We start from the raw sequence: 20,962 nt of genomic DNA, 5'->3' as shown, positions 1-20,962 counted from the left end.
AGGTTAGCCGCCTATTTATATCGGGTCCGTTTAATTTACGTTTAAGCAGGTTTTCTCGCTACGCCGTCTTGGTCATGATCCAGCGCTGATCGCCGACCGCCTGCAGATGAAAATCCACATCATAAATCTGTGAAAGCACTACCGGCTCCATCACTTCTCGCGTAACGCCCTGCGCGACCAGCCGGCCGGCGTGCAACAGCCAAACCCGATCGGCCTGCTGCAAAGTATGGTTGAGATCGTGCGCGCAAACCAAAGCACTGCGACCGCTCTGGCAAAACTCGCGCAGCAGGCGATCCAGTGCCACCTTCTGCGCCACGTCCAGACTATTGGTCGGTTCGTCCAGCAGCAGCAGTTGGCTGTAGGGGTTAACCGTCGGCCACACCTGAAGCAACACCGCTGCCAGCCGCACCCGTTGCCATTCACCGCCGGAAAGCTGAGTCAGCATGCGTGGCAACTTATCCATCAGCTTTAAACGTTGGCAAAGATAGAGGATGGTGCTCTCCACCGCAGCGTCAGCGGCGCCCGCCGGTTGGTGTAACGCCAGGTATTGGAACACGGGCATCAACGCGACAGGCGGCTGCTGCTGGCTTAAGTAAGCACGGCGCAGCGCCAGTTCACTTCCCTGATAGCCAGCCAGCGGTTGGCCCGCCAGCAAGAGTTCCCCTGAACCGGGCAGCATGCCCGCCAGCCGAGCCAGCAGCGTGCTTTTACCGGCGCCGTTCGGGCCGATGAGGTGATACTGCAACCCAGCATCAACCTGCGCTGAAAACGGGGCCAAACGCCCTTCTACCCCAACCTGACTGAGCTGCAGCATGATGGATTACCGCTCCTTGTTATCCGGCCAACGCCTGTTTGACAGCGGCAACCAGCGCCGGATCTTCCGGCGTCGTGTCCGGCGAGAAACGCTCGATCACTTGGCCATCGCGCCCAATCAGGAACTTTTCAAAGTTCCACAGGATATCGCCGGTTTGCTTCGGTGCGCGGCCTTTGCTGCTCATACGCGCCAGAAACTCGCTGCCCTCTGGCGCGACCGCCTGCGGTTTTGCGGCAATCAGCGCCTGATACAACGGATGGCGGTCGTCGCTGTTCACTTCAATTTTGGCGAACATCGGGAACTGTACGCCGAAGGTCCCGCGGCAAAACGCCAGGATCTCTTCATTGCTGCCGGGTTCTTGCCCCAGGAACTCATTGGACGGGAAGCCCAGCACCTCAAACCCCTGTGCGCGATAGGTTTCGTATAACGCTTCCAGCCCTTCATATTGCTTGGTCAAGCCACATTCAGACGCCACGTTAACCACCAACAGCGCTTTGCCTTCATATTCGCCCAGGGTGGTGGATTGATTTTCGATAGTGTTTACCGGAATGTCATAGATAGGTTGAGACATAGCTTTATCCTCTTGTTTTGTTTGCAGGTGAACAGAAGAAACTACCTTACGCTTTTTACCCGGGTCAGTAACCAGATAAATAGCGGTGCTCCGAGGGTGGCCGTCACCACCCCAATGGGCAATTCTGCCGACAACAGGGTGATGCGCGCCACCACATCAGCCGCCAGCAACACGCCGCCACCGGCCAGCGCGCATCCGGGCAGCAGGTAACGCTGGTTGGTCAGACCGCTGAGGCGCAGCATATGCGGGATCACCAGCCCGACAAAACCAATCACCCCGGCCAGCGCCACACTGACGCCCACCAGCCAGCCAATCGCCAACACCAGCAGGTTGCGCCACAGATGCAAGGAGAGCCCGAGTTGACGCGCCTGAATCTCCCCCAGGGCCATAAAGTTCAGCGCCTTGCCTTGGCAACACAACCAAAGCAGCACCGGCAACAGGGCCAGCACCAACCACTTTTGCCGCCAGTCAACACCGCCAAACCCACCCATCATCCAATACATCAGTTGGCGCAGATCCAGGCTGGAACTGAAGTACACCGCCCAGGTCATCACCGCGCTGCAAACGATGCCCAGCGCAACCCCCACCAACAGCAAGCGCGCATTGGTTAACCGCCGGCGGCGGGCAAAACTGAGCAGCAGAAAAGTCATGATTAACGCGCCGACGATGGCGCTCAGGCTCATCAGCGCCACCGGCAGCAAACCGTTGCCCAGCAACACCGTCAGCACCAGCGCCACGCCGGCGCCGTTCGCGACGCCCAACAGGCCCGGCTCGGCCAAGGGGTTTTCGAACAACGCCTGCATAACCGCCCCAGCCACCGCCAGGCTGGCGCCTACCAGCATCACCGCCAGCGCGCGCGGCAGCCGCAACTGCCAGACGAACAGCTGCGCAGGCTCGCTCAGCCACTGTGAGGGCCAGAGCCAAATGTCGCCGGCACTGAGGCTGAAAACAAAAGCCACCGCAACGCCCAGCATCAACAACCACAGATGGCGCTTGTCGCGAGTGCGTTGGTTTTGGAGCAATAAAGAAAAGGTTTGGCTGGTCAGCATTGGCGCGGCGATTCCCTGCAGGCCGTATTTACGGCCGAATAATTGACGTCTGAGTCAAATATTAGGGGGTTAGCGCCAGAAGGGGAAGCATTGCCTAAGCACAATGGCAGGAAAACGGCGGCTGCGCATGCCCGTCACCCGCAGGTGATGGCAAAGGCAGCCGCCGTAAAATTAATTAAGGGCGCTGGCCGTTGCCGTTCGGCGGATAAGGTTCGCCATTGCCGTGACCGTTACCGCGGCCATTATCATTGCCACGGCCTTGATCGTTACTGCGGCCCTGATCGTTACCGCGCCCATTGTCACGGCCGCCATTGTCATGACGGTTGCCGTTATCATGATTATCGCGTTCGCCACGGAACGGATTGCCGTCGCGATCCGGGCCGCGGTGCTCATAGCCAGGCGGTGGCTTCGGTTGCCAGCGGCCTCCATCCCAGTACATGCCATGGTTATTCCGCTCGCCCATACCGCGGCCCTGATGAGCATGCCACCACTGCGGCGGGCGCCAGTCGTAACCATCCCAATAATAGCCCCGACGGTCCTGATCGCCCAGATGTACCGAAACGCCCGGCACGTTGATATCAATAGAGACATCCGCCTGCGCAGCCACCGGCAGCAGCAAGGGTAAACAAACCAGCAACAGGAACTTTTTCATTTTATGTTCTCACTTTATTTTCTCGCTTGAGTGGTTATATCAGCGCATTTATTTAGCGCCTATCTCACCAATGCCTATTTTTCAGATCGTTTTCATCTCCCTTACGAAATCCATACACTCCGGCCCTGCCGCTTAATTAATATAATTGCTGACAACCTTTAACGAATAACTGACGTACGTATCGCCACCAGGCTATTTATAATTAAGCCAACAACCACCGGAGAGACATTATTATGATTAAGCGCATTGGAATGCTATTGACCGTTGCCGTACTGGCTTCAGCGCTCAGCGCCTGCTGCTTCGGCCCGCACGGCGGCGGGCACCGTGGCGGCGGGCCGGGTCACTACTATAATCATTATTAACCGTCAGGGGCCTCGGCCCCTTTTTTATTCAAAAAAACAATTAATACCAAATAGCCATAAGAATAATCCGCAACGAGAATATTATTTTAGCTTGAACGAGAGGGATTAATATCACCACCTGAAAAATCTCGTGGCGGCATAAATTAAGAATAAACCTAATTTAACTCGGAAAAAGAAAAAGGCCGCAAAGCGGCCTTTTTGGTTTCATGCGACTTACTCTTTCGGGCTGGCGTTCTCTACCCGACTTTTCAGCTTTTGTCCCGGACGGAAAGTGACCACGCGGCGCGCCGTAATCGGAATGTCCTCGCCGGTCTTCGGGTTACGCCCAGGACGTTGGTTCTTGTCACGCAAATCAAAATTGCCAAAACCTGACAGTTTAACCTGCTCACCGTTCTCGAGAGCACGACGCACCTCTTCGAAAAACAGTTCTACCAGGTCTTTGGCATCCCGTTTGCTAAGCCCAAGCTTTTCAAACAGGTGTTCTGACATTTCAGCTTTAGTAAGCGCCATAGGTTCAATCCCTCAAGGATGCTTGGAATCGCTGTTTTAGAGCCTCTACGCATCTTGCAACGGTAGCGGCTATCTCCTCTTCTTCCAGTGTACGAGCGGTATCCTGCAATACCAGACTGATAGCCAGGCTCTTATCACCCTCCGCTACGCCCTTGCCACGGTACACATCAAACAAGTTTACGCCAACTACCTGATTTGCGCCAACTTTCTTACACTCTGCCAAAATATCTTCTGCGGCGACATTTTCAGCCACCACAACGGCGATATCGCGACGGTTTGCCGGGAAGCGAGAAATCTCCCGCGCCTGAGGCACGGCGCGGCTTGCGACCTTGTTCCACTCCAGTTCGAACACCACTGTACGACCGTTAAGATCCAGTTTACGTTCAAGTTCCGGATGAACCACACCGATGAAACCTACGCGTTCGCCCTGTAAATAAATCGCCGCGCTTTGCCCAGGATGCAATGCCGGATTGGCCTCGGCTTTGAACTGAATTTCGGATAATTTACCGGTCAGCTCGAGTACCGACTCCAGATCGCCTTTTAAATCATAGAAGTCGACCGGCTTACGCGCCAGATCCCAGTGTTCTTCATGCGTATGGCCCGCAATCACCCCTGCCAGCATGACATCCTGACGGATGCCCAGATTTGCCGCAGTATCAGGTACAAAGCGCAACCCGCTTTCAAACAGGCGCAGGCGGCTTTGCTGGCGATTCTGGTTATACACCACCGCAGACAGCAGGCCGGTCCACAATGACAGACGCATAGCCGACATCTCTACCGAGATTGGGCTTGGCAGGATCAACGCCTCTTCGCCCGGGTGCAGCAAGGCCTGCACTTTAGGATCAACGAAGCTGTAGGTGATCGCTTCCTGGAAACCGTGATCGACCAGCAGAGTTTTCACGCGTTTCAGCGTCAGATCGGCTTCGCGGTGCTTGGTCATGACCAGATCGGCACGGACCGGCACGTCAGGAATATTGTTGTAGCCATAAACGCGCGCGACTTCTTCAACCAGGTCTTCTTCGATTTCCATATCGAAACGCCAGCTCGGCGCCACCGCCAGCCAGTTATCGCCCTGCTCTGTCACCTGACAACCCAGACGACGCAAAATATCGCTCACCTGCTCGCTTGGTACCACATGACCAATCAAACGATCCAGTTTTTCACGGCGCAACGTAATAGTGGCGCGCTTCGGCAGTTCGCTTTCGGTGGTAACATCAATAACCGGGCCTGCCTGGCCGCCGCAGATATCGACCAGCAGGCGGGTAGCGCGCTCCATCGCCTTGTACTGCAGCGCAGGGTCAACGCCACGCTCATAACGATGTGAAGCGTCGGTGTGCAGGCCCTGACGACGCGCGCGGCCGGTAATCGACAGCGGGCTAAAGAAGGCGCACTCCAACAGCACGTCCTGGGTCTCGTCATTCACCCCTGAATGTTCGCCACCAAAGATGCCGCCCATCGCCAGCGCTTTTTGGTGATCGGCAATCACCAGGGTGTCTGCATTCAGTTTGGCTTCGCTGCCGTCCAGCAGCGTCAGGGTTTCCCCTTCTTCGGCCATACGCACCACGATACCGCCTTCAATGCGGCTCAGGTCGAAGGCGTGCATTGGCTGCCCCAGTTCCAGCAGCACGTAGTTGGTAACGTCAACCACCGCGTCAATGGAGCGGATACCGCAACGACGCAGTTTCTCACGCATCCACAACGGGCTGGCGGCCTTGACGTTGATGCCTTTGACTACGCGACCGAGGTAACGCGGGCACGCCTGCGGTGCGTCAACGCGGATCGGCAACGTATCATTGATCGTGGCGGCAACCGGGCTCATGTCCGGTTCGGTGAGTGCCACCTGATTCAGCACGCCAACATCACGCGCTACGCCGATGATACCCAGACAGTCGGCGCGGTTAGGCGTCACGCTGATTTCGATCGTGTTGTCGTTCAGCTTCAGGTATTCGCGGATGTCGGTGCCAATCGGCGCATCTTCCGGCAGTTCGATAATACCGTCGTGATCGTCGGAAATGCCCAATTCGGAGAACGAGCAGAGCATGCCTTCAGAAGGCTCGCCGCGTAATTTGGCGGCTTTGATTTTGAAATCGCCCGGCAGCACTGCGCCCACGGTGGCAACGGCCACCTTCAGGCCAGTCCGGCAGTTCGGCGCGCCGCAGACGATATCCAACAGGCGGTCGCCGCCCACGTTAACCTTGGTCACCCGCAGTTTGTCCGCATTGGGATGCTGACCACATTCAACCACGTGGCCGACCACCACGCCGTTGAAGACGCCGGCTACCGGCTCCACGCCGTCCACTTCCAGGCCGGCCATGGTGATTTGATCGGATAATGCTTCGCTGCTGATGGCCGGGTTTACCCACTCGCGCAACCAGAGTTCACTGAATTTCATGTGATATTCCCGCCTTACTTAAACTGTTTGAGGAAACGCAGATCGTTTTCGAAGAACGCGCGCAGGTCGGTGACGCCATAACGCAACATCGTCAGACGCTCCATGCCCATGCCGAAAGCAAAACCGGAATAGATTTCCGGGTCGATGCCCACGTTGCGCAGAACGTTCGGATGCACCATGCCGCAGCCCAGAACTTCCAGCCACTTGCCGTTTTTGCCCATGACGTCCACTTCAGCGGACGGTTCGGTAAACGGGAAGTACGACGGACGGAAACGAACCTGCAAATCCTCTTCAAAGAAGTTATTCAGGAAATCATGCAGCGTGCCCTTCAGGTTGGTGAAGCTGATGTCTTTGTCGACAATCAGGCCTTCCATCTGATGGAACATCGGGGTGTGCGTTTGGTCGTAATCGTTACGGTAAACACGACCCGGCGCAATAATGCGAATTGGCGGCTGCTGGTTCTTCATGGTACGGATCTGCACGCCGGAAGTCTGAGTGCGCAGCAGGCGCGTGGCATCGAACCAGAAGGTGTCGTGATCGGCGCGCGCCGGGTGGTGCCCTGGAATGTTCAGCGCGTCGAAGTTATGATAATCGTCTTCAATTTCCGGCCCGGTCTCGACTGAAAAGCCCAGTTCGCCAAAGAAGGCTTCGATACGATCGATGGTGCGGGTCACTGGATGCAGCCCGCCGTTTTCCATACGACGGCCTGGCAGGGAAACGTCAATAGTCTCTGCAGCCAGACGCTCGTTCAGCGCAGCGGATTCCAGCGTGTTTTTACGCGCGTTCAGCGCATCCTGCACCGCCTGTTTTGCCTGGTTGATCACCGCCCCGGCCGCCGGGCGTTCTTCCGCCGGCACGTCACGCAGCGATTGCATCTGCAAGGTAAAATGGCCTTTCTTGCCTAAATATTCGACGCGTACCAAATCCAACGCGGCAACATCCTGGGCATCTTCTACGGCTGCTTTAGCATTGGCAACCAGCTCTGCGAGATGTGGCATTGCTTTCCTCTTCCTCTGGCCGGTATGGCCCTAAGTAATGACTGATAATTTATGTTATCTGGCCTGACTCATACCCACAGAATTTCAAGCTACAGCCAGGCGGCAAGTGGGTGAATCCCCGGGAGCTTAGATAACTAAGTGACCGGGGTGAACACACGCGGCCAACGCCGCTGTAGTTTGAAAGGCAAAGGGTATGGCCAAAAACAAAAAAGCCTCCACAGGGGAGGCTTAGGCGCTACTTTTCGTTTCTTTTCTTACGCGCAAAGCCTCCTGAGATCAGGCGCTAAAGTAAAAAAAGAAACGAAAAATAACAACGTGCATGATTGCTTAACCTTGTCGATTGATTGCCCACCAGTGATATAGCGGCGGTCAATAAAAGTCAATATTCGTACTGAAAAACAAAGATAAAAGAGGGAGCAAGCTCCCTCTTTTACTGACTTACGCCAGTGCTGCTTTCGCTTTCTCAACCAGTGCGCCGAAGGCCACTTTGTCGAAGACTGCGATGTCAGCCAGGATCTTACGGTCAATTTCAATAGAGGCTTTTTTCAGGCCGTTAATGAATTTGCTGTAAGACAGGCCGTTCACACGAGCTGCTGCGTTGATACGTGCAATCCACAGCTGACGGAACTGACGCTTACGTTGACGACGGTCACGGTAAGCATACTGGCCTGCTTTGATTACTGCCTGGAAGGCAACACGATAAACGCGCGAACGGGCACCGTAGTAACCTTTCGCTTGTTTTAAAATTTTCTTGTGACGTGCGCGTGCAATTACACCACGTTTTACGCGAGCCATATGCTCTCTCCTAAAGTCTTATTCTGGATTCAAAAAAAATGGCTTATGCGTACGGAAGGCACGCAACAACCAGGACCATATCGTTTTTAGACACCATGCCTTTCGGACGCAGGTGACGTTTACGCTTGGTTGCTTTTTTGGTCAGAATATGACGCAGGTTAGCATGCTTGCGCTTAAAACCACCGCTGCCGGTTTTTTTGAAGCGTTTGGCTGCACCACGTACAGTTTTAATCTTTGGCATTTTAATTAAATCCACTTCGCATTGTTAAACAACGATCAGTAAGGCGAATAAAACCCACACAACGCAAGCGCTGCGCGGGTTCGATTACTTGGAAGCCTTTACTGTCTCTTTTTCGGTGCGAGCACCATGATCATCTGACGGCCTTCGATCCTCGTAGGGAAGGATTCGACAATGGCCAAATCAGAATCTTCACACAGGTCTTTACGGACGCGATTAAGCACTTCCATACCGATCTGTTGGTGCGCCATCTCACGTCCGCGGAAACGCAGGGTGATTTTGGCTTTATCGCCATCTTCCAGAAAGCGAATCAGGTTGCGTAGTTTGACCTGATAGTCGCCATCATCGGTACCAGGACGGAATTTGATTTCCTTGACCTGAATGACTTTTTGCTTCTTCTTCTGTTCTTTGGTCGACTTGCTCTTCTCGTAGAGGAATTTGCCGTAATCCATGATTCGGCAAACTGGCGGTTCGGCATTTGGGCTGATTTCTACTAAATCAACGCCCGCTTCCTCAGCTTTTTCAAGAGCTTCATTCAGACTGACAATACCAATCTGCTCGCCATCGACGCCGGTTAGGCGAACTTCTTGCGCGCGAATTTCTCTGTTAATGCGATTAGGACGCGCCGGTTGAACTCGTTTTCCGCCTTTAATACTTTATTCCTCCAGTTGATGAAGACTACGGCTGCGAATCTCTTTCAGCAGCTTGTCTACGACTTCGTTTACGTCGAGGCTTCCCAGGTCTTTGCCACGGCGGGTACGAACGGCAACTTTGCCTGATTCGACCTCTTTATCACCGCACACCAACATGTAAGGAACCCGACGTAAAGTATGTTCGCGAATTTTAAAGCCAATCTTCTCATTTCTCAAGTCCGCTTTAACACGAATCCCTGCCTCTTGCAGTTTTTTGGTCAATTGCTGGACATAATCAGACTGGCTATCGGTGATATTCATCACCACCACCTGCACCGGAGCAATCCAGGTCGGGTAAAACCCTGCGTACTCTTCGGTAAGGATACCGATGAAACGCTCCATGGAGCCCAAAATAGCACGGTGAATCATTACCGGTACCACGCGATCGTTGTTTTCGCCAACATACGACGCGCCTAAACGGCCCGGTAAGAAGAAATCGAGCTGCACGGTACCACATTGCCATGCACGATCCAAACAATCATGCAGAGTAAATTCAATTTTTGGTCCGTAGAAGGCGCCCTCACCCGGCTGATATTCAAACGGAATCCCGTTTTCGGTCAGCGCCGCTGCCAGATCCTCTTCCGCACGAGTCCACATATCGTCAGTGCCGATGCGCTTCTCAGGGCGGGTGGAGAGTTTAACTGCGATCTTTTCGAAGCCAAAGGTGCCGTAAACATCATAGACCATTCTGATGCATTCGTTCACTTCGGCACGCACCTGCTCTTCCGTACAGAAGATATGGGCGTCATCCTGAGTGAAACCACGCACGCGCATCAGGCCATGCAGAGAACCCGAAGGCTCGTTGCGGTGGCAACTGCCGAACTCGCCCATGCGCAGCGGCAAATCACGGTAAGACTTCAGGCCCTGGTTGAAGATCTGCACGTGTCCCGGGCAGTTCATCGGCTTGATGCAGTACTCGCGGTTTTCCGACGAGGTCGTGAACATGGCGTCTTTATAGTTTTCCCAGTGGCCGGTTTTTTCCCACAGCACACGGTCCATCATAAATGGCCCTTTCACTTCCTGATACTGGTACTCTTTGAGCTTCATGCGCACAAAGGCTTCCAGCTCGCGGAAAATCGTCCAGCCGTCGTTGTGCCAGAACACCATACCCGGCGCTTCTTCCTGCATATGATACAGGTCGAGTTGCTTGCCGATCTTGCGGTGGTCACGCTTGGCGGCTTCTTCCAGACGCTGCAGGTAGGCATTCAGCTGTTTCTTGTCTGCCCAGGCAGTACCGTAGATACGCTGCAGCATTTTGTTCTTGCTGTCGCCACGCCAGTAGGCGCCCGAGGTTTTCTGCAGTTTGAAGTGATGGCAGAAACGCATGTTCGGCACGTGCGGACCGCGGCACATGTCGACATATTCTTCATGGTGATACAGGCCAGGACGGTCGTCATGGCTGATGTTCTCATCCAGAATCGCCACTTTGTAGTTTTCACCACGCGCGGCAAAGGTGTCGCGGGCTTCTTGCCAGCTGACCTTTTTCTTGATGACGTCATAATCTTTATCGGCCAACTCATGCATCCGCTTTTCCAGCAGATCCAGGTCTTCCTGCGTCAGGGTGCGGTCAATATCAACGTCATAGTAGAAACCGTTGTCGATCACCGGGCCGATGGCCATTTTGGTGTCCGGCCACAGCTGCTTGATAGCATGGCCCAACAGGTGCGCGCAGGAGTGGCGCATGATTTCCAGGCCTTCGGCGTCCTTGATGGTGATAATCGCCAGTTGCGCATCGGATTCGATCAGATCGCCGGCATCCACCAGTTCACCGTTTACACGGCCGGCAATACAGGCTTTGGCCAAACCAGGGCCGATATCAAGGGCAACATCCAGGGGGGAAACGGCGCGGTCGAAATGACGCTGACTTCCGTCAGGAAGAGTAATAACAGGCATTAATGATTCCTTATCTACAGTGGTGACCCACACGACAGATCACATGAAGAAATACAATATCGTTTAACTACATGTTGTTATGAACGCTATTCAGCTTCACTCTGCCAAATATGTACCCTCATAAGCACACAATTTACGGTGTGCCATGGTGCGACGCCATAACGGAACGGGCAGTGTAACACTATGATTAGCGCGCCATCTACCGGAGAGTTTGTCAAACAGGATTGCCCGCCACCAGTACGGAAAAAACCTATCCTCGCCGGTTGACGGCGAGGACAAGACGTTCGCTATTTATTCCTAATTGGCGAGAATAGTGTTCGCCATAAAAGATAACAGCGCAGTTGATGTCTTATACACATCGCGATTTTCCGTAACACTTCTGTCAAACCGCCAGTTCATGATGTAAACCACCGGCGCTTTGGGATATTGGTTAATAAAATCCCAATACAATTGAATTTGCGTATGAAGCTGTTCGTCATTCAGGCCAAGGGACGCACTAGATGGCGGAACCAAAACCCATTTTTGACTATTATTGGTCGGTGCCAGACGGTTGTAGGTTTCCCACATGTCAGATACGGACCAATTGTAATTATCGACCCCTATCCAGTCAGGCTTACTATTCACATCTCCAGGGCAGGCAGTTGTCGGTGCACCCTTTTGTATTTCATTGACATATTCTGGTATATGGGTGTGTCTGTAACTCAAAACAGTATAAACAGGGACAGTTAACCCGTAATTTTTCATGGCCTGTCGGAGAGTACATAGATAACTGGAATATTGATATGGAACATATTTATCGCCAGTTTGCAAAGCGGGAACATCGAACGGCTCATCAATAAAATAAATAGCGCCTGGACGATATGTAGCCTTACTGATTTCCTGCACAATACGCCAAATATTGGCCCATGAACCTACAGCCTGACAGCTACTGTCATTTGTTGCTCCTGGACAAATGTCCACGAACGGCGAACCTGCAACGGAGCCGGATCCAGCTTGCACATTCAGCACACATTGCCCTTGGGCACAAATCGGCAAACTCAAACTTTTAATGGAATGCACGACATTAAGGTTTGTCGTACTGAACCCAACGTCAGAAATCGCATTTAAGGCTGCGGTTGCATTATAAGAGGGGGAAGCATTTTCATAAAAGTCGAGCCAATCATAACCATAATACTTTATATTCACATTCGGTCCAGCAGCCGACGCAGAACCTGTAGCGAGGCCTAGACACAAAATAAATAAAATCCTCATCATCATTTTCACTCCTTTTAACTTACTGGTAAATATTGATATAAATATGAACACAGGTGGACTGATATAATCTCCAACGACTCAATTTCTCACTTGTAGCCCATACGATCTCTTCATTCCTGTTGTGCAATAGAGGAGTAAACAAGGTATAAGTGTCCCGCTTAACCGAACCATTCATTTTTAGCGATCTTCCGACATACGGATTATATCCCCTGAGGAGAACGCCATGCGTAAAGCCCGATTCACACAACACCAGATCATCGCCGTTCTAAAGTCTGTCGAAGCCGGGCGTACGGTCAAAGAGGTTTGCCGTGAGGCCGCTATCTCTAAAGTCAGATTTTGGACAGGAATACTGGATTTTTACCTGTTCAGAACGCTGAATGAAGCACAGGAGATCACGGCGCGCTGGCTGGCTGAATACAACAGCGGGCGGCCTCATGAATCCCTGAATAGCCTGACACCGGAAGAATACCGGCTGATGGCTGAAAAACCGGAAATCTCAAAAAGTGTGTGAAACTAAAACGGATAGGCTTACAAAGGCAGCCCTAGGTTCTGCATTGGTTAGCCAGGGTGCCACTAGGGGAATAACGAGGCATTGATGATTGCATTTCTACGTTGTCGGAAAGAGCAGATTTTGATAAGCATCAAGACATGCCCTCTTGAGGTGGCTGCGTTCCCTGCAGGAAATTTCATCCGCAATGAGCAAGTAATAACATTGCACAAATCAGCTGTGGCGAACCTTGTCCGCTACCGCTATCCTGTTGCCACTAACGGCTGAATTGAGACATTCCCCCGCATCATGAACCGGTTATTTAAGTTACTCGTCGGCGTCTGCGTGGTGCTGGTGGCGAGTTTCACTCTGCTTCACCTCGGCACCGATCGCCACCCACGAGCCATTGCGGTCAACGAACCGCCGATGGAATGCGAAGATACCCCGGACATTGCCAATGACTGCGTGAACGACGACGATGACACTTCTGCAGACCCTGCGCCCGAATTGACGCCACCCAATACGCAGGGCTGATCGGGTATCAATTCCGTGTCAACATTGTGAATTTTCAAATGTTCTCCCCCTTTCGCCATTGCTGGCGATCTCCCGGCAGGCTACTCTACTATTTTGCGCCGTATTACGGCGTTAACTGAAAACAGAGGTCTGCTTTATGTCGAGTATCATGCAGTTATTCCAGGCCATCGGATTGGGTCTGGTGCTGCTACTGCCGCTTGCCAACCCGCTTACCACCGTGGCGTTGTTGCTCGGCCTGTCGGGCAATATGACACGTGAAGAGCGCAATCAGCAGTCGCTGATGGCGTCGGTCTACGTGTTCCTCATCATGACGGTAGCGTTCTACGCCGGTCAGTTGGTCATGAACACCTTCGGCATCTCCATTCCCGGCCTGCGCATCGCCGGCGGGCTGATTGTGGCGTTTATCGGTTTTCGCATGCTTTTTCCGCAGCAAAGTGCAGAAGATGCGCCGGAGGTGGAAACCAAGTCAAACGAGTTGCGCAAGAAGACCTCGGTCAACATCGCCTTCGTGCCACTGGCGATGCCAAGCACCGCCGGCCCCGGCACCATCGCCATGATCATCAGTTCGGCGTCGAGCATTAAAGCTAACACGCTGGGATTCGAGCACTGGGTGCTGTTGGTGGCGCCGGTAGCGATTTTCCTGTCGGTGGCGGTAATACTCTGGGGTTGCCTGAGAAGCTCCGGTGCCATTATGCGTCTGGTGGGCAAGAGCGGGATCGAGGCGATCTCGCGTCTGATGGGGTTCCTGTTGGTGTGTATGGGCGTGCAGTTCATTATCAACGGCGTGCTGGAGATTATCTCCACCTATACGCCTGCGGCCTGATAAAACGGGCGCGAATCGGTGAAACGCGCCCGCTATATTTACTTCCCTACCGGTGCCTGAGCACCCAGAATCCCCTTTCCTTCCGGCACTTCGGTAAAGCGGCTGAGGATCTCGCTGTAGGTTTTCGCCGGATCCAACTCTGTGAACTGATTCGGGTAGATAAACTTCGCCAGATACTCCAACCCAACGATGTTGTACGGGTGATTATAGAAGTTGTGGTAAATGCCGTAGAAACGGCCCTCTTTCACCGCCGAGAGTTGGGCGAAACCCGGACGCTGTTTCATGCGGTTGAAAGCCTCGTCAACCTGCTGCTGGGTAACGCCATAGCCAAAGGGCACCGCGGCATTGGTTTTGCTGGCCCACTGGGAGCCGGAAACGATATAGGCATCCGGCTTCATGCTGATCACTTTTTCAAGCGAGACGTCGCCGGTGGCGCCGGGCAGCAGTTCGGAACCCAGGTTGCGGGCGCCCACGGCTTCGACCATCCCACCCCAGCCGACGTGCGAATGGGTGAAGCAGCAAGACTCCAGCCCGTTCAAACCGGCTTTCGCTTCGATAAATACCAGCGGCTTTGGCTCCACCGCTTTGGTTTTATCGAGGATGCTCTGATAATGCTGCTGGTAGAAATCGGTGTATTGCTTCGCTTCGCTCTCGCGGTTCAGTGTCTCCCCCAACAGTTGGATACTTTTCGGGGTGTTTTCCACCGGCTTCAGCATGGTGTCGATAAACAGCACCGGAATGTTCAACGCTTTCAGCTTGTCCAGTACGCCGGTCTGGCTCAACGAGGGTTTGGAACGCAACTGCGCCACCATCAGATCGGGGTGTTTCGCTATCACGCTTTCCAGATTAATCTCGCCCTTGTCGCTGAAGCCCATATCGATAATGTTCTTCGCCTCAGGCCATTTGCTCTCGAGGATTTTCCAGGTTTCACCGTCGCTTTTCTTCAGCAGGTTGTTCCACGCCACCAGCCGGGTGAAGGGATCGGCGCGATCAAGCAAAGCCAGCGTCAAAATATCGCGTCCGTCCTGCACCACAACGCGTTTCGGCTCTTGTTTAATCGTCACGCTTGCGCCGGAAGTGTCGGTCAGGGTCAACGGATAGGTGGTCGCCATCGCCTGAGTAGATAAAACGCAGGCGCAGGCCAATGCCAGCAGGGTGATTCGACGATGCACGTAAAGCTCCTTAGCGTAGAAAAATTCTCGGTAAATAATAATGAGAATGGCTTCTATTATCAAAGACAACGCTAAGCAGATGACGATTTAATTGAAAATGGATGTGAATCAGAAGGAAGCGTGGCGCGCCGGTTTCGGCGCGCCACAGAGGTTAAACCAGGCCGTAAATCAGCGCAGAAAGCGCAATCAGGCCCATCACCAGCACGAAGACGTTGCTCGGCGCACGGTAGCGGTGCATCGCGGGCACCGCACGCACCGCGTACATCGGCAAAATAAACAGGATTACCGCAATCAACGGGCCGCTGATGGTTTCGATAATATGCAACGCGCTAGGATTCCAGACCGTGGCCGCCCAGGTGAGCAGGAACAGCAGCACGGCGGAGAGGCGATGCGTGATGCGCGAACTTAACGGCTTACCGACCGCTCGCGTCAAACCGTCAATCAGGCTGGTCGCCCCTTCGGTAACGCCAAGCGAAGTGCCGAGGTAGGACTTGGACATCGCCAGTATCGCCATCACCGGGCCAAGATAGGCAATCAACGGGTTGGAGAATTTGTTCGCCAGCGTGGTCAACACGGTGATGTTCTGATCTTTCGCCTGCTGCATGTCCGCATGCGACAGGCTTAACACGCAGCTAAAGACAAAGAACAGCACGGTGACGCAAATCAGCACGTAACTGTAACGCATAATGCGTGCGCAGCGGCGTTCGGCCTTGTCGCCATACAGGCTTTTCTGGGTCGAGGCGAAGGACGAAATAATCGGCGCATGGCTGAAGGAAAACACCATCACCGGCACCGCCAGCCACAACGAATGCCACAAATCCGGGCTGCTGAACTGGGTATTGGCCAGGCCGCTGACGAAGTTCGCCGTCTGCCAAGTCGGCACCAGGTACAGCGAAATCCCCATCAGGAACACCAGTAACGGGAACACCAGCATGCCCATCGCCGCGACAATAGCGTCTTTACCGCGCAGCAGCACCAGATTCAACACCACCACCACCGCCAGGCTCAACCAGATACGCGGCAGCGGCGTCAGGTGAAACTGATGGATCAGGAAGCTGTCCAGGGCGTTGGTAATCGAAATGCTGTATACCAGCACGATCGGGAAAAACGCCATCAGGTACAACACCATGATGATTTTACCCGCCAGCACGCCAAAGTGTTCGACCACCACATCATGGATATTGCCGTCGCGGCTGGAACCGGAAAGCACAAAGCGGCTCAGTGCGCGATGCGGTAAATAGGTCAGAGGAAAAGCAAACAGTGCCATCAACAACAGCACCAGAGGGCCGTTCAAACCGGCATTGATCGGCAGGAACAGCGTGCCTGCGCCGACAGCGGTGGCATAGAGACCAAACATCCACACCGTATCGGTTTTGTTCCATTTGGCCGCTTGGGTAGCGGCCTGCGTACCTGAATCGGGAGAAATCGTACTCATAGGAAAGCTCACCTTACTCTTCAGCGACAACGATTGCGCTCAATGGGATATCCTTCTCCGCGAATTTTTTAACATTAATCAAGGGATTAATGCAGTATTTCATTCTTGTGCTTGATAAAAGGATGGCAAAGGATAATTAAAAACGCTGCTCGGGTCTATCTCTTGGCGGCTAACTGCGCGCTTCATGAACGATTTTCAGTGCGGGAATAGATGGCTAGAGGCAAAAAACAGGGGCCTCTGGAGGCCCCTGGCGGTTTACTTGTTGGCGTCCGGATGATCCGGCACTTCGGCGCTACCCATCTCCTTCTCATTGCGGATCATCGTGCGGTCTTTACGCACGTCGGCCACGTCCGAGGCATCGATTGGCTTGGCGCTGTTGCCCCAACTGGAACGGATAAAGTTGACCACATCCGCCACCTGCTGGTCGTTCAGGCGCCAGCCGAACGGCGGCATGGTGAGGTTGGACACCGCCCCTTTCACCGCCGGCGTGGTATTGCCGGTCAGCACGATGTGGATCAGCGAGGTCGCATCGTCGGTTTGCACCACCGGGTTGCCCTTCAGTGCCGGGAAGGCACGTTTGTAACCCACGCCGTCGGTACGGTGACAGGCCGCGCAGTTATCGACGTACAACGCCGCACCTGGCTTGCTGTCGTTACCGCGCCACAGATCCTTGGCAACGCTATCCTCGACCGGAGCCGCCTGCTGCTTGCCATCTTTCGGCGGCAGCGTTTTCAGGTAGCGTGAGATCGCCGTCAGGTCTTCATCGCTGAGATACTGCAGGCTGTGTTCAACCACGTCGCTCATGCCGCCGAACACGATGGATTTGTCGTTGCGACCGGTTTTCAGGAACTCGGTCAGTTCGGCTTCGCTCCAGGTCCCCAATCCGTCCTTAGTGTCTCCGCGCAGACTGGAGGCTACCCAACCGTCGATCGGCGCGTTGCTGCCGGACAGGTAGTTGTCGCCGTCGTTATTGCTCAGCGATTTTTCCTGCATGGTGATACTGCGCGGCGTGTGGCAGGCGCCGCAGTGCCCCAACCCTTCCACCAGATAACGACCGCGTTCGACCACCGGATCGGCTTTGGCGTCAGCGACAAAATCCGCCGGCGTCGGCGCAAACATGCCACGCCAAATACTCAACGGCCAGCGCATTGACAGCGGCCAGGGGATATCGGAATCCTTATTAGCCTGCTCCACCGGCTGCACGCCGTGCATGAAATAGGCGTACATGGCGCGCATGTCGTCCTCTTTCACCAGCGCGAACGACGGATAAGGCATCGCCGGGTACAGGGTGCTGCCGTTTTTGGCTACGCCCTTGCGCACCGCGTTATCGAAGTCTTCAAAGCTGTAATCACCGATACCGGTCTTTTTATCCGGCGAGATATTGGTGGAGTAAATAGTGCCGATCGGCGTTTCCATCGCCAAACCACCGGCAAACTCTTTACCGCTTTTACCGTTGGTGTGGCAGGCCACGCAGTCACCGGCGCGCGCCAGGTACTCGCCGCGTTTGATCAACTCGCTGCTGACCGTGGCGTCCTGCGCCCAAACGGAAAAACTCAGTGCACTGAGAACCAGTGCGGGAACAAATGCTTTCATCGGTCGCCGTCCTTATGCCTGCACCAGAGGGCCTGGGTTTTTCAGATACTGCTCGCGAATCGCGCGGGCAGACCAGTAAGCCAACGCGGCCACAGTGCCGGTCGGGTTGTAACCCAGCCCTTGCGGGAAGGCCGACGCGCCGATGGAAAACACGTTGTGCACGTCCCAGCTTTGCAGATAGCGGTTTACCGCGCTGGTCTTCGGATCTTCGCCCATTACCGCGCCGCCGTTCATGTGCGTGGTCTGGTAACTGGTGGTGTCAAAATGGCTGTTGGCGTTTTTCGGGCTGCCGGCGATCAATTTCGGGTTCATCGCTTTGGCGATCGGCGCCATTTTGTCGTACATGAATTGCGCCATCTTGACGTCGTTTTCCTGCCAGTCGAACGTCATGCGCAGCAGCGGCTGACCAAACACGTTCTTGTAGGTGGGATCCAGGTCCAGATAGTTGCTGCGGTACGACTGATGCGCACCGTGGGCGTCCATCGACACGTGATGGGTGTAGGCATCCGCCACTGCCGCTTTCCACTTGCTGCCCCAGGCAGGGGTGCCCGGAGGCGTCGGCAAACCGGAAATCGGCTTGGTGCCCGCCTGGTTGACCCAGAATGGCGAACCGCCGACGAAGCCTTCTTTGGCATGGTCGAAGTTATCGGCGTTGAAATCGTCCACCCCGACGCCGTTGCCGCCGGCACCGATGAACGGGTTGGTGAACACGTCCTTGTCGAAAAACGCTTTAATGGTGGTCATGTTCTGGTAGGCGAAATTACGCCCGACCACGCCCTCGCCGGTCACCGGATCGTAAGGCTTGCCGATGCCGGACAGCAGCATCAGGTGCACGTTGTGGAACTGGAAGGCGCCCAGGATCACCAGCTCCGCCGGCTGTTCGATTTCGCGGCCCTGCGCATCGACGTAATTCACGCCGGTGGCGCGGGATTTGTCGGCGCTCAGGTTCACTTTCAGCACGTTGGCGTTGGTACGCAGCTCAAAGCGCTTCTCCATGCGCAACGCCGGCAAAATATTGACGTTCGGCGATGCCTTGGAATACATGTAGCAGGCGTAACCACTGCAGAAACCGCAGAAGTTGCACGGCCCCATCTGCGCGCCGTAGGGGTTGGTATAGGAGTCCGACGTGTTGGCGGAAGGCAGATTATACGGATGATAACCCACCTCCAGCGCCGCCTTCTCGAACAGTTGGGCGGAGAAGGTATTCTTCTGGGCCGGCAACGGGAAATCGCTGGAGCGATCGGCCGCAAAGCGGTTGCCGCCCTTCTGCGCCACTTTCTGGCCCTTGATGGTCCAGGCGGTGCCGGAAGTGCCAAACACTTTTTCGGCTTTATCGAAGAACGGCTCCAGCTCGTCGTAAGTCACGCCGAAGTCCTGAATGGTCATGTCTTTCGGGATAAAACTCTTGCCGTAGCGCTCTTCGTAGTGGCTGCGCATGCGCAACTCGATCGGGTCAACGCGAAAATGCACGCCGGACCAGTGCAGGCCCGCGCCACCTACGCCGGTGCCCGGCAGGAAGGCCGCCAGTTGGCGATAAGGCACTGCGGTTTGGCTGGTGTTATGCCGAATGGTCACGGTGCTTTTCGACAGGTCCTGGAACAATTTTCGACGGATATTATAGGTCAGCTCGTCAATCACCTGCGGGTAGGAGCCGTCCGGATAGGTATCGCGCATCGGGCCGCGCTCCAGCGCCACCACGTTCAGACCCGCCTCGGTCAGTTCTTTGGCCATAATCGCGCCGACCCAGCCGAAGCCGACGATCACCGCGTCCACTTTTTTCATTACCGTTGCCATGGTTACCCCCTCTCCCCACGAATTGATACCGGTGGGAAGGGATAACGTTCCCCTCGCTCAACCCAGTCCATAAAGTCGGCGCGCGCGCCCGGAAAATTAATCAGCTTCCAGCCAACCATGTCTTTGTTGCCGCCATGGATGGGATCGCTGAAGAAACCTTCGCGGGTGTTTTGCAGCAGGTAGGAAAAGAACAGTTTGGCCGGTAACTGCGAGAATTCCGCCTCACCTGATTCAAACTTCTGCAGCAGCGCATCCTGCTGTGCAGCGTCCAGCTCGGCAAAGGGCTTGCCGGCGGTTTTCTTGCAGTAGGCATCGGCGTCACTGATGCCCAGGTTATAAATCTGCTTCGGCACCAGCGGTAGCTGGTAACCCATCTCTTTCGGCACATCCGGGTTGAATGGCCCTTGCATGTACCAGATTGAACCTGTGGCATACGGGGTATTCATCTGGCGATCGATAAACTCCGGCACGCCGGCTTCCAGGGCACCAGGGCCGCGATCGTCAGCCGGGATCAGGCGCGCCGCAGCGGCCTTGATAAATGCCCATTCTTCCGGGGTGAAAAACGTGGGCTGGTAGTCCGTTGGGGTGTCTGTAGCCGCGACAGCAGGCATGGGTGCCGTCAGGGCGCTGACGCCACTGCCGCCAATCACCGCTGCGGGAATTAAAGTCATCGATTTCAGCAGGAAATCGCGCCGTGAGTTGTTAGTTTTATCGTCCGACATGTCACATTCCATCCAAAGATAATCACAACTATTTAACCTCAACCTTGTGAACATTGCGGGATTTAAAAATAATTTGTTACGTATTTGTCTATTTTTTGAAGGTTACTTTGTGAACTCAAGCCAAAATGTTACCGGTAACTTATTGAATGAACGTAAAGAAATGACCGTGAATGTAAAATTAA

At 54.4% G+C, this 20,962-nt stretch carries 21 protein-coding genes, 2 pseudogenes and 1 other annotated feature; of the genes and pseudogenes, 5 read left to right on the top strand and 18 right to left on the bottom strand.

Annotation, left to right across the window (positions count from 1 at the left end; all coding sequences use genetic code 11):
* Window positions 1-58: 58 nt before the first annotated feature.
* The 4 genes from btuD to ACUTQW_RS03775 form a co-directional block, all read right to left on the bottom strand.
* A complete protein-coding gene (btuD, locus tag ACUTQW_RS03790) occupies window positions 59-814 on the bottom strand; it encodes a vitamin B12 ABC transporter ATP-binding protein BtuD (protein WP_004943615.1) in 756 nt (251 codons plus the stop codon).
* A gap of 19 nt (window positions 815-833) precedes the next feature.
* Window positions 834-1,385 carry a glutathione peroxidase gene (locus ACUTQW_RS03785; RefSeq protein ID WP_006324908.1) on the bottom strand — a complete coding sequence of 184 codons (552 nt, stop codon included), beginning with the start codon at window positions 1,383-1,385 and terminating at the stop codon, window positions 834-836.
* A gap of 41 nt (window positions 1,386-1,426) precedes the next feature.
* Window positions 1,427-2,434 (bottom strand): vitamin B12 ABC transporter permease BtuC, encoded by a 1,008-nt coding sequence (gene btuC / locus ACUTQW_RS03780; RefSeq protein ID WP_004943610.1) that lies wholly within the window; start codon window positions 2,432-2,434, stop codon window positions 1,427-1,429.
* A 175-nt stretch (window positions 2,435-2,609) separates the two neighbouring features.
* The gene (locus ACUTQW_RS03775) at window positions 2,610-3,086 is read right to left on the bottom strand and encodes a DUF2502 domain-containing protein (RefSeq protein WP_235196162.1); all 477 of its coding nucleotides are present in this window, start codon (window positions 3,084-3,086) and stop codon (window positions 2,610-2,612) included.
* 233 nt (window positions 3,087-3,319) lie between these two features.
* Here ACUTQW_RS03775 and ACUTQW_RS03770 point away from each other — a divergent pair, with 233 nt between their 5' ends.
* On the top strand, window positions 3,320-3,448 hold the full coding sequence (locus ACUTQW_RS03770; protein WP_013812635.1) for a hypothetical protein: 129 nt from the start codon (window positions 3,320-3,322) through the stop codon (window positions 3,446-3,448).
* Window positions 3,449-3,661: 213 nt separating this feature from the next.
* On the opposite strand, the gene ihfA is transcribed toward ACUTQW_RS03770, so the two are convergent.
* The 9 genes from ihfA to ACUTQW_RS03725 all read right to left on the bottom strand — a co-directional run bounded on the left by ihfA (window position 3,662) and on the right by ACUTQW_RS03725 (window position 12,223).
* Window positions 3,662-3,958 carry an integration host factor subunit alpha gene (gene ihfA / locus ACUTQW_RS03765; RefSeq protein ID WP_004943604.1) on the bottom strand — a complete coding sequence of 99 codons (297 nt, stop codon included), beginning with the start codon at window positions 3,956-3,958 and terminating at the stop codon, window positions 3,662-3,664.
* Window positions 3,959-3,962: 4 nt separating this feature from the next.
* A complete protein-coding gene (gene pheT, locus ACUTQW_RS03760) occupies window positions 3,963-6,350 on the bottom strand; it encodes a phenylalanine--tRNA ligase subunit beta (RefSeq protein ID WP_020438909.1) in 2,388 nt (795 codons plus the stop codon).
* A gap of 14 nt (window positions 6,351-6,364) precedes the next feature.
* The gene (gene pheS, locus ACUTQW_RS03755; RefSeq protein WP_004943598.1) at window positions 6,365-7,348 is read right to left on the bottom strand and encodes a phenylalanine--tRNA ligase subunit alpha; all 984 of its coding nucleotides are present in this window, start codon (window positions 7,346-7,348) and stop codon (window positions 6,365-6,367) included.
* Window positions 7,349-7,550: 202 nt separating this feature from the next.
* Window positions 7,551-7,673: a sequence feature (Phe leader region), on the bottom strand.
* The gene (gene pheM / locus ACUTQW_RS03750; RefSeq protein WP_120978403.1) at window positions 7,625-7,669 is read right to left on the bottom strand and encodes a pheST operon leader peptide PheM; all 45 of its coding nucleotides are present in this window, start codon (window positions 7,667-7,669) and stop codon (window positions 7,625-7,627) included. It overlaps the preceding feature by 45 nt.
* 113 nt (window positions 7,674-7,786) lie before the next feature.
* Window positions 7,787-8,143, bottom strand: a complete 357-nt coding sequence (gene rplT / locus ACUTQW_RS03745; RefSeq protein WP_004943595.1) for a 50S ribosomal protein L20 — start codon at window positions 8,141-8,143, stop codon at window positions 7,787-7,789.
* A 43-nt stretch (window positions 8,144-8,186) separates the two neighbouring features.
* Window positions 8,187-8,384, bottom strand: coding sequence for a 50S ribosomal protein L35 (gene rpmI, locus ACUTQW_RS03740; protein ID WP_004943591.1), 198 nt, complete (start codon window positions 8,382-8,384; stop codon window positions 8,187-8,189).
* A 98-nt stretch (window positions 8,385-8,482) separates the two neighbouring features.
* Window positions 8,483-9,034 (bottom strand): translation initiation factor IF-3, encoded by a 552-nt coding sequence (gene infC / locus ACUTQW_RS03735; protein WP_013812633.1) that lies wholly within the window; start codon window positions 9,032-9,034, stop codon window positions 8,483-8,485.
* A gap of 3 nt (window positions 9,035-9,037) precedes the next feature.
* Window positions 9,038-10,966 carry a threonine--tRNA ligase gene (gene thrS / locus ACUTQW_RS03730; protein WP_006324903.1) on the bottom strand — a complete coding sequence of 643 codons (1,929 nt, stop codon included), beginning with the start codon at window positions 10,964-10,966 and terminating at the stop codon, window positions 9,038-9,040.
* Between the two features lie 297 nt (window positions 10,967-11,263).
* A complete protein-coding gene (locus ACUTQW_RS03725) occupies window positions 11,264-12,223 on the bottom strand; it encodes a hypothetical protein (RefSeq protein ID WP_006324902.1) in 960 nt (319 codons plus the stop codon).
* A 220-nt stretch (window positions 12,224-12,443) separates the two neighbouring features.
* Here ACUTQW_RS03725 and ACUTQW_RS03720 point away from each other — a divergent pair.
* From ACUTQW_RS03720 to ACUTQW_RS03705, 4 genes and pseudogenes are all read left to right on the top strand, one after another.
* Window positions 12,444-12,560 (top strand): annotated as a pseudogene (locus ACUTQW_RS03720) (transposase); the annotation flags it as partial.
* Window positions 12,561-12,731, top strand: a pseudogene (locus tag ACUTQW_RS03715) (integrase core domain-containing protein); the annotation flags it as partial.
* Between the two features lie 285 nt (window positions 12,732-13,016).
* The gene (locus ACUTQW_RS03710) at window positions 13,017-13,241 is read left to right on the top strand and encodes a hypothetical protein (protein ID WP_020438906.1); all 225 of its coding nucleotides are present in this window, start codon (window positions 13,017-13,019) and stop codon (window positions 13,239-13,241) included.
* A 136-nt stretch (window positions 13,242-13,377) separates the two neighbouring features.
* The gene (locus ACUTQW_RS03705; RefSeq protein WP_004943583.1) at window positions 13,378-14,064 is read left to right on the top strand and encodes a MarC family NAAT transporter; all 687 of its coding nucleotides are present in this window, start codon (window positions 13,378-13,380) and stop codon (window positions 14,062-14,064) included.
* Window positions 14,065-14,102: 38 nt separating this feature from the next.
* Here the strand turns inward: ACUTQW_RS03705 and ACUTQW_RS03700 are convergent, their stop codons facing one another.
* From ACUTQW_RS03700 to ACUTQW_RS03680, 5 genes are all read right to left on the bottom strand, one after another.
* Window positions 14,103-15,236, bottom strand: a complete 1,134-nt coding sequence (locus ACUTQW_RS03700; protein ID WP_006324898.1) for an ABC transporter substrate-binding protein — start codon at window positions 15,234-15,236, stop codon at window positions 14,103-14,105.
* Between the two features lie 151 nt (window positions 15,237-15,387).
* The gene (locus ACUTQW_RS03695) at window positions 15,388-16,671 is read right to left on the bottom strand and encodes a hypothetical protein (RefSeq protein WP_006324897.1); all 1,284 of its coding nucleotides are present in this window, start codon (window positions 16,669-16,671) and stop codon (window positions 15,388-15,390) included.
* A 255-nt stretch (window positions 16,672-16,926) separates the two neighbouring features.
* Entirely contained in the window at window positions 16,927-18,264 is a 1,338-nt protein-coding gene (locus ACUTQW_RS03690) for a c-type cytochrome (RefSeq protein ID WP_006324896.1), read from the bottom strand.
* Between the two features lie 12 nt (window positions 18,265-18,276).
* A complete protein-coding gene (locus ACUTQW_RS03685; protein WP_004943573.1) occupies window positions 18,277-20,058 on the bottom strand; it encodes a GMC family oxidoreductase in 1,782 nt (593 codons plus the stop codon).
* A gap of 2 nt (window positions 20,059-20,060) precedes the next feature.
* A complete protein-coding gene (locus ACUTQW_RS03680; protein WP_006324895.1) occupies window positions 20,061-20,780 on the bottom strand; it encodes a gluconate 2-dehydrogenase subunit 3 family protein in 720 nt (239 codons plus the stop codon).
* Window positions 20,781-20,962: the final 182 nt, after the last annotated feature.

The sequence above is a fragment of the Serratia sp. TSA_7 genome, from assembly GCF_052692135.1.
This window is presented reverse-complemented; position numbering and strand designations above follow the sequence as displayed.